This window comes from Pollutimonas nitritireducens (genome assembly GCF_002849615.1).
GTDB classification, from domain to species: Bacteria; Pseudomonadota; Gammaproteobacteria; order Burkholderiales; family Burkholderiaceae_B; genus Pollutimonas; species Pollutimonas nitritireducens.
Window position 1 is genome coordinate 345,478 of the sequence record NZ_PDNV01000006.1, and the last position, 7,990, is coordinate 353,467.

Here is a 7,990-nt window from a genome sequence, read left to right on the forward strand (position 1 = left end):
CATCTCCTTGATGGTTCTATTCCGTTTAACGTGGGACTTTGGCCGCGAGCGTGTCCCTGAGAATGTTCTTTCGTATTTTTCCCGTGGACGTCTTGGGCAGCTCCCCGAAAACAACATGCTTGGGAGCCTTGAATGAAGCCATGCGCGCCCTGCAAAATGCGATGAATTCCATTTCGTCGTTTGGCTGGGCCTCGTCTTTCAGGGCAACAAAGGCGCAAGGCACCTCGCCCCATTTCTCGTCAGCCATCGCCACGACCGCCGCTTCGAATACTCTGGGGTGGCTGTACAGGACCTCTTCGATTTCCTGGCTTGAAATATTCTCGCCGCCTGAAATGATGATGTCCTTGGCGCGATCCTTGATTTCGACATAACCATCCGGATGCATTACGGCAATATCGCCCGTGTGGAACCAGCCGCCCTGGAACGCCTCCTGTGTACCCGACGCATTCTTCAAATAGCCTTTCATCAAGGTATTGCCACGGAGGAGCAATTCACCCAGTGTCTGTCCATCCGCCGGCGCCGGGGTGCCATCGTCCAGCCGGGCCACGCTCAGTGCATCGATGGCCAATAGACCCACCCCCTGTCTGGCCATTTTTCGGGCAAGTTCGTCCGGCGGGAGAGTGTTCCATTCATCATGCCAGACACAGAGCGCCGACGGCCCATAAGACTCGGTCAAACCGTATAAATGCGTGATATGAAAACCCACCTGTCGTGCCCGGCCAATAACGGGGCTGGGCGGAGCGGCGCCGCCCAAGCCGAATTGCACAGGCTGGTGCAACACCTGGCCACCGGTGTGGAAGTCGTTCAATAACAGGTTCAACACAATGGGTGCGCCGCACATATGGGTGACGCCATGCTTGCGAATTCGGCCGATGACTGCGTCCGCCTGGACCTTGCGCAGACAGACATGCGTACCGCCAACAGCCGTCACTGCCCAGGTGTAGCACCACCCATTGCAATGAAACATCGGCAAGGTCCATAAATACACCGCGCCGGCGCTCAGGTTGAACGCCATGGCGTTGCTCATTGCCGCCAGATAAGCGCCACGGTGATGGTAGACGGCTCCCTTGGGGTTGCCAGTGGTACCGGATGTGTAGTTAAGCGTGATGGCATTCCACTCGTCGTCGACCTTATCCCAGTGGAAATCAGGATCTCCGGCGGCAACCATGTCCTCGTACAGGAGAACTTCGGGCGCCTGCCGAGCGCCGCCATCCCGCACAATAGCCACCAATAAAGGGGGCGACTCGATGATGGCGAGCGCCTGGCGGATCAAGGGTTCGAATTCCGTGTCATAGAGCAACACCCGGGACTCACCGTGTTGGATGATAAAGGCGAGCGTCGCCGCATCGACACGAGTGTTCACAGCATTCAGCACCGCGCCGACCATGGGAATGGAATAGTGGCTCTCCAGCAGCTCATGCGAGTTGAAACACAAGACTGTGACGGTATCATCGGCCTTGATCCCAATCTTGGTCAGCGCCGAAGCCATCCTGCGGCAGCGGCGATAAAAATGCTGGTAGGTCAGGATCATGTCGTCGTCTATGACCGCCACCTTGTCGGGATAAACATGGGCCGATCGTTCGAGGAAACTGACAGGCGTCAGGCTGGAATAATTTGCCGGTTGTTTGTCCAATCCATGTTCATACGGGTTGCTCATGCACTATTCCCCTGTTTATTCAGTAGCTTCGGGTTGGTGATGGCGAGCTTGCACCGGGTAATGTTCAAAAGCAATGAGCGCAATAGCCCAGACCGGGACGGATCGATGGCCCGTTTTCGGATCAATTCAGCAAGTGCTTGCTCGGTGGCTTCGTGCGTCCCCTCCAACGCAATCTGACGGTAGAACGCGAGAATCTGTTTTTCACATTCATCCTCCCCTTTTACGTCGAGCTCACGCGCAGCAATCGCCATGGCGTTGGCAATCATCAATGCCTCGTAGGACTTACTTACTGGCAGCAAGGGCAATAGCTGGTCGAGCAGGGTACGCCTTGCCACTGTCAGTAGCTCGGCTCCATTTGGACGATTATTCATGTGGGCTCCCTTGCGCAAGCTGCGTCAGGATATCGAATTCGATTTCCGGAAGCAGGCGCCCGGTCAGCGCAAGCTCGAGCGAAGACTGTTCCCCTGAAAGGTGACGTTGTGCCTGTTGCAGGGCAATGATGGCCCATCGTGTCATTGCCATGATCTCCCAATAGAAGACCCTTGCTGGATCAACGGGGTGACCAGAGGTGCCGGAATAGGCCGCGAACAAATCCTTCTTATCGCCGACACCGCCCACCTCTTTATGGCTGGCGCCAAAACGCCAGCTTCGTGAGCACAACCAGCCCAGGTCTTCATATGGATCGCTCCACGCCGCAAATTCCCAGTCCAGGATTCCTGTCAGGCGTCCCTGGTCGACCATGTAATTGCCCGTACGGAAGTCGCCATGGCACAGCACCACATCGGTGTCCAGGGGGACATTGTCCTGGAGCCAATTCAACGACCATTCGAGTACCGGATGCGGCTCGGATATTGCGTCGAGCGCTACGCGGTATTGCCGGATACGCGCTGTGGCCGGAGATGACTGCGGTACCGGTAATGCATCAAGGCGCGCAATCGGTGGACGTATCCGATGCAGTCGAGCGAGCTCGATGCCCAACTGATGAGTGAGGCTTTGCGCTTGCTCGGATGTGAGTCCGCCGCGCACCAGCTTATGTCCCGCAGCCGTGCCTTCAACACGAGCCATCACGCAAAACACATTTCCAATTATTTCTGTGTCGGTGCATAGCCATAAAGGCTGCGGCACCGTCACACCAGCCTCCCAGGCCACATTCAGGATATGAAACTCCAGCTCCCGGCTGAGGCTCGCATCAATGGTCGATGGCGAATCGCTGCGCACAACGAGGTCGAGTCGACCAGGACGCTGGCCGCCGGTGCAGTGCACGCTAAGCCCATAATTGCTTTGAATCGCACCGCCGGATAAGCGGCAGAATTTGATGACTCTGGCATCTTGGGCACTATTCCGATCCCTGACATACAGCGCCAAAGCACGGCTTATGTCATCCAGGTCCATGTCAGCCCCAGGACCAGAAGTCGTTGCTCTCTTTGAGCAAATATTTCGACAGCACCATTTTATGGACTTCGGACGCACCATCGACCAAACGCGCCTGGCGCGCATAGCGATATATCCATTCCAGAGGAGTATCTTTCGAGTACCCACGCGCGCCGCAAAGCTGGATCCCCGTATCGACCGCCTGCTGCAGTGTATTGGACACCGCCACTTTGGCCATCGAAACCTCTTTACGGGCAAAGTCGCCCTGATCGAGCTTCCAGGCAGCATGCATGGTAAGCAGGCGTCCGATTTGTATTCCCATTGCCGCCTCACCCAATAGCCACTGTACCCCCTCTCTGTCGGCGAGGCGAATTCCGAACGATTCACGCTCTGATACATAAGCCGAAGCAATTTCCAGCGACCGCTTGGATAGGCCCAGCCAACGCATGCAGTGAGTCAATCGGGCTGGCCCCAGTCGGATCTGGGTGAGCTTAAGTCCATCGCCGACCTCCATGAGCCGGTTTTCATCTGGGATGACCATATCGGTGAAACGCAGTTCGCAATGGCCCCCATGCTCCTCCGGGCCCATTATAGGTATGCGGCGCACGATTTCCCAACCTGGATCGTCTTTATGAAAGAGGAAGGCCGACAAACCCTTGCGTACGTCGTCAGACGTGCGCGCAATAAGAATGAAGTGCGAAGCTACCCCGGCGCCAGTGATGAAATGCTTGGTACCGTTGATGATCCAGTCATTGCCCTTGCGTGTTGCGGTAGTCAGCATCATGCCGGGGTCGGAGCCGGAACCAGGTGCGGGTTCGGTCATGACGAACGAAGAACGGACGTCGCCATTGATGATGGGCTGCAGCCAGCGTTCTTTCTGGCTTTCGGTTGCCACCTTGTTGAGCACCATCATATTGCCGTCATCGGGTGCCGCAGAATTGAAAACCACCGGGCCAAAGATGGATCGATTCATCTCCTCGTAGCACGCCGCCATTTCAGACATGGACAAGCCCTGGCCACCACGCTTTTTTGGCATCTGCAGGCTCCAGAGACTGTGCTGTTTTGCTTTGGCGCGCATACGCTGCAATACTGATTCTGCGATGTTTTCATGCTCGTCGAATGAAGCCGGATCGCTTTCCAGCGGGATCAACTCCCGATCAACAAATGTGCGGATCTGTTGACGGAATTCGTCTACCTGCGGCGATAACGTGAAGTCCATGAGGGTGCGCCTTCTTCAAAGAGTGGATTGCAAATGGCCTCCATCGACCACGATGGAACTGCCAGTCATGTATAGAGACGCGTCCGAGGCCAACAGCAGCAACGCGCCATCGAGATCGGATACCTGGCCGAGGCGCCGTTGCGGAATACGCTTGATCATCGCCTGGCCTGCCTCGGATGCGAAGAATTCCCGGTTCAGGTCTGTTTCGATATAGCCGGGCGCCATGGCGTTGACCCGAATGCCGTATCGCGCCCACTCGAACGCCAACGCACGGGTCATTTGTTCCAGGCCGGCTTTGGACACGGTATAGGGAAGTACATTGCCTGCAACGCGATAGCCCAGGATGGAAGAAATAGTAATGATTGAACCAGGACGTTGCGCCTTGACCAGTCGGCGTGCCGCCTCATTGGCCACCAGCCAGCATCCTTTCAAGTTGACGTCGAGGACCTGGTCCCAGTCTTGTGCCGACATTGAAAGCGAACTTTTCTGGACCGTGCCGCCTGCCGTGCACACCACTACGTTTACCAGGCCATACAGCGCTTGCGCTTCGTCGAAACAGGCCCTGATGGCGGACTCATCGGTCACATCACCCACCACGGCGTGAGCCTTGACTCCTTGTTGCTGCAAGTCGACCACCAACGCGTTCAGGGATTCGGCGCGCCGCCCGGCCACGACGACTTTGGCTCCGGCGAGTCCCAACGTCTGGGCGAAATGCCGACCCAGGCCGCCCGAAGCACCTGTCACCAACGCTACCTTCCCGGTCAAGTCGAATTGATTGTGCATAGCCGTCTCCTCGAAAAAATCATAGAACGATCGCTCGATAAAGTCAATGTTTTATAGAACGATCGATCGATTTTCCTTGAATCCACCTTAAACGGAAAAATGTTCGCCGAGAAATTGCAGGAAAGCCTTCACCCGGGGAGCCTGCGCCCTGCCGTGCGGGTACAAAACGTACATCATGTCTTGCGTCTTGGGCTCATAATCGGTCAGTAAACGAATAAGCCTTCCTTCGGCGATATCCTTCGAGATATGAAATTCGGCCAAACGGACAATACCCAGGCCCTCCAAGGCAAACGTGCGCAAAAGTTCTCCTTGATCGGCGCCCATCGCTCCATGCACATTGATCGTCGTGGCAGTACCGCCATCGTTGGATGCCCAGGCGTTCCAATGCGTACGCACTGTGAAATTCAGGCAACGATGGCCATGCAGTTCATCCGGAACGGCAGGAGCCCCATATTGTTTAAGATAAGACGGCGCCGCAGCGATGATCCATCGTCTCAGGAATAGCGGCTTACCCACCAGGGAAAGCTCGGGCGGGCTACCGCTGTGTATGGCCACGTCTATGTTTTTCTTCAGAAAATCACCCCGGTCGGTTCCGATAATGAATTCAAGACGCAAGCCCGGGTGCCGTTCCAGCAACAAGGGAAGCAAAGGTGCCAACTGATATTTCGCGAAGGTCAGGCTGGTGTGTATATGCAAGACACCCGTCATTTCCGTCTCGCTGGGCGTCACCGCGTTTTCAGCCTGCGCCATGGCATCGACGACCATTTGGCTATGCAGACGGAAGTTATGCCCTTCTTGCGTCAGTCGTATGGTTCCGGCAATACGGTCGAACAATCTCACCGCCAGGCGCTGCTCCAGCCGCGCGATGATTTTGCTGACCGCCGAGGGCGAACGGAGCAGCTTTCTGCCTGCAGCAGAGAAACTGCGCTCTTCAACCACACTAAGAAAAACCTGTATCTCGGAAAATTTATCCATACCTGTCTACTTGTGAATTGAATTCATAGGGCCTATTCCTGACTGGTGGTGGTTGTACCACGCGGGCGTCTATAGACTTTCCATAATCATTTATGGAAAGACAAGGAGATCAAGGTATGAGCAAAACGATCCGGATCGGATCCGGGGCGGCATGGTGGGGAGACCGAGTCGAACCCGCAGCCCTTAATGCAGAACAAGGCAAGCTCGACTACCTCTGCTTCGAAACCATGGCTGAGGCCACCGTTTCCGCTGCTCAGGTTCGTAGTCGACGCGACCCGAGCTTTCCCGGTTATGACACCTATCTCGAGGAGCGCATGCGTGCCGTTCTACCGGCTTGTATGCGTCAGGGTACGCGCATCGTATCCAATCAGGGTTGGATCAATCCGAAGGCTGCCGCCGAGCGTGTCGTCGAACTCCTTCGCGAGCTTGGCATAACAGGCGTCAAGGTCGCGGCGGTTACCGGCAGCCTGATTACCGAACGGGTGCTTGAACTTACCGACCGTATTCTCGAGAACGACGAAGCCACCAGTACGCTGGCGCCAAACTTGATCTCCGCAGAGGCGTATCTGGGTGCTGAACCCATTGTGGATGCGCTGCATAACGGAGCCCAAATCGTTATAACAGGCCGGGTGGCCGATCCCTCGATTTTCATGGCGCCCATGATGTATGAGTTCGGATGGGACCCCTTGGATCATGCGCGCCTGGGTCCGGGCAACGGTATAGGGCATTTGCTGGAATGCGGCGCGCAGGTGACTGGCGGCTATTTTCCCGATCCGGGATTCAAAGATGTGCCCGAACCGTGGAATTTCGGCTTTCCCATCGCCGAAGTCGAATCCGACGGCAGCGCAGTTCTTACCAAGGTTGAGGGTACAGGCGGTGCCATTACGATACAGACAGTCAAGGAGCAGCTCTTGTACGAAGTGCATGACCCCGGCAATTACCTCACCCCCGACGTAGTGGTCGACTTCACAACTGTGACTCTCGAGCAGGTCGGTCCTGACCGAGTGCGAGTCAGCAACATCAGCGGCAAACCGCGCACACCGACTCTCAAGGTATCAATAGGTTGCACCGAGGGATACATCGGCGAGGACATGTTCTTCTATGCAGGACCGGGGGCCCTGCGGCGCGCCACATTGGCTAAGCGCATTCTGGAAGAGCGCTTCAAGATCGTAAAGCTCGATGCTGAGGAGTTACGCATCGACTTCTTGGGCATTAATGCGATCCATGGCGAAGCGACCCCCGCTGACGCTCCAGAACCTTATGAGATTGCAGTTCGAGTGGCGGCGCGCACACGTACCCGTGAAGAGGCTGTAAAGATCGGGCGCGAGGTCGACGGCATGGCCGTTTCGGGCATCGCGCATACCGGCAAGCGGGTGCCGCATCAGGACCGCACGCGCGAAATTATCGGCGTTTGGTCCTCATTGGTGGCGCGGGAACACGTTCCCGCCACCGTGACTTACTTTGAGAGCTGATCATGCGAATACTACTGCAGCACCTGGCCCATACGCGTTCCGGCGACAAAGGCAACACGTCCAACATTTCAGTATTCGCCTACGAACCAGAATTCTACGATTTGCTCAAAACCCAGCTTACCGCGGATCGCTTTAAAGATTTCTATCGCGGCGTGATCAAGGGTCAAGTATTGCGCTACGAGGTCGACAACATACACGCCATGAATTTTGTTGCACATGGCGCGCTGGGCGGAGGTGTTTCGCGCAGCCTTTGCCTGGACAATTATGGCAAAGCGCTGTCAGCCGCCATTCTTGGGTTCGAAATCGATGTACCGGAGTCATTGCGGGACAAGCTGCACGGCCAGCACCTGCTTTGAGCCTTCATTCCTTAAAAAAAACGACACAAGGAGATGGTATGGACGCCTCCCACCTCAAGTGAGTGACGAGGCCTAAGAAGGAAAGCAGACGTAAAGAGGGCCTCGCATCAACGGCATCAATGTGCCAAAGTGGAGTTTGTAATCAACCACTTAGAGA

General features: G+C 56.0%; 8 protein-coding genes. 2 read left to right on the plus strand and 6 right to left on the minus strand.

The window, feature by feature from the left end; translation table 11 throughout:
• Positions 1–25: 25 nt before the first annotated feature.
• The 6 genes from CR155_RS11405 to CR155_RS11430 form a co-directional block, all read right to left on the minus strand.
• Positions 26–1,657: an AMP-binding protein gene (locus CR155_RS11405; RefSeq protein WP_102070133.1), complete on the minus strand. Its 1,632-nt coding sequence runs from the start codon at positions 1,655–1,657 to the stop codon at positions 26–28.
• Positions 1,654–2,028 (minus strand): DUF6285 domain-containing protein, encoded by a 375-nt coding sequence (locus tag CR155_RS11410; RefSeq protein ID WP_102070134.1) that lies wholly within the window; start codon positions 2,026–2,028, stop codon positions 1,654–1,656. The genes CR155_RS11405 and CR155_RS11410 overlap by 4 nt, the downstream gene beginning before the upstream one ends.
• The gene (locus CR155_RS11415) at positions 2,021–3,049 is read right to left on the minus strand and encodes a phosphotransferase family protein (RefSeq protein ID WP_102070135.1); all 1,029 of its coding nucleotides are present in this window, start codon (positions 3,047–3,049) and stop codon (positions 2,021–2,023) included. The genes CR155_RS11410 and CR155_RS11415 overlap by 8 nt, the downstream gene beginning before the upstream one ends.
• Position 3,050: 1 nt before the next feature.
• A complete protein-coding gene (locus CR155_RS11420) occupies positions 3,051–4,247 on the minus strand; it encodes an acyl-CoA dehydrogenase family protein (protein ID WP_102070136.1) in 1,197 nt (398 codons plus the stop codon).
• Between the two features lie 15 nt (positions 4,248–4,262).
• The gene (locus CR155_RS11425) at positions 4,263–5,030 is read right to left on the minus strand and encodes an SDR family NAD(P)-dependent oxidoreductase (RefSeq protein WP_102070137.1); all 768 of its coding nucleotides are present in this window, start codon (positions 5,028–5,030) and stop codon (positions 4,263–4,265) included.
• An 87-nt stretch (positions 5,031–5,117) separates the two neighbouring features.
• Positions 5,118–6,005, minus strand: coding sequence for a LysR family transcriptional regulator (locus CR155_RS11430; protein ID WP_102070138.1), 888 nt, complete (start codon positions 6,003–6,005; stop codon positions 5,118–5,120).
• Between the two features lie 116 nt (positions 6,006–6,121).
• Between CR155_RS11430 and CR155_RS11435 the strand changes: the two genes are divergently transcribed.
• Entirely contained in the window at positions 6,122–7,477 is a 1,356-nt protein-coding gene (locus CR155_RS11435) for an acyclic terpene utilization AtuA family protein (protein WP_102070139.1), read from the plus strand.
• Positions 7,478–7,479: 2 nt separating this feature from the next.
• Positions 7,480–7,833, plus strand: coding sequence for an AtuA-related protein (locus CR155_RS11440; protein ID WP_102070140.1), 354 nt, complete (start codon positions 7,480–7,482; stop codon positions 7,831–7,833).
• The last annotated feature ends 157 nt before the right edge of the window (positions 7,834–7,990 follow it).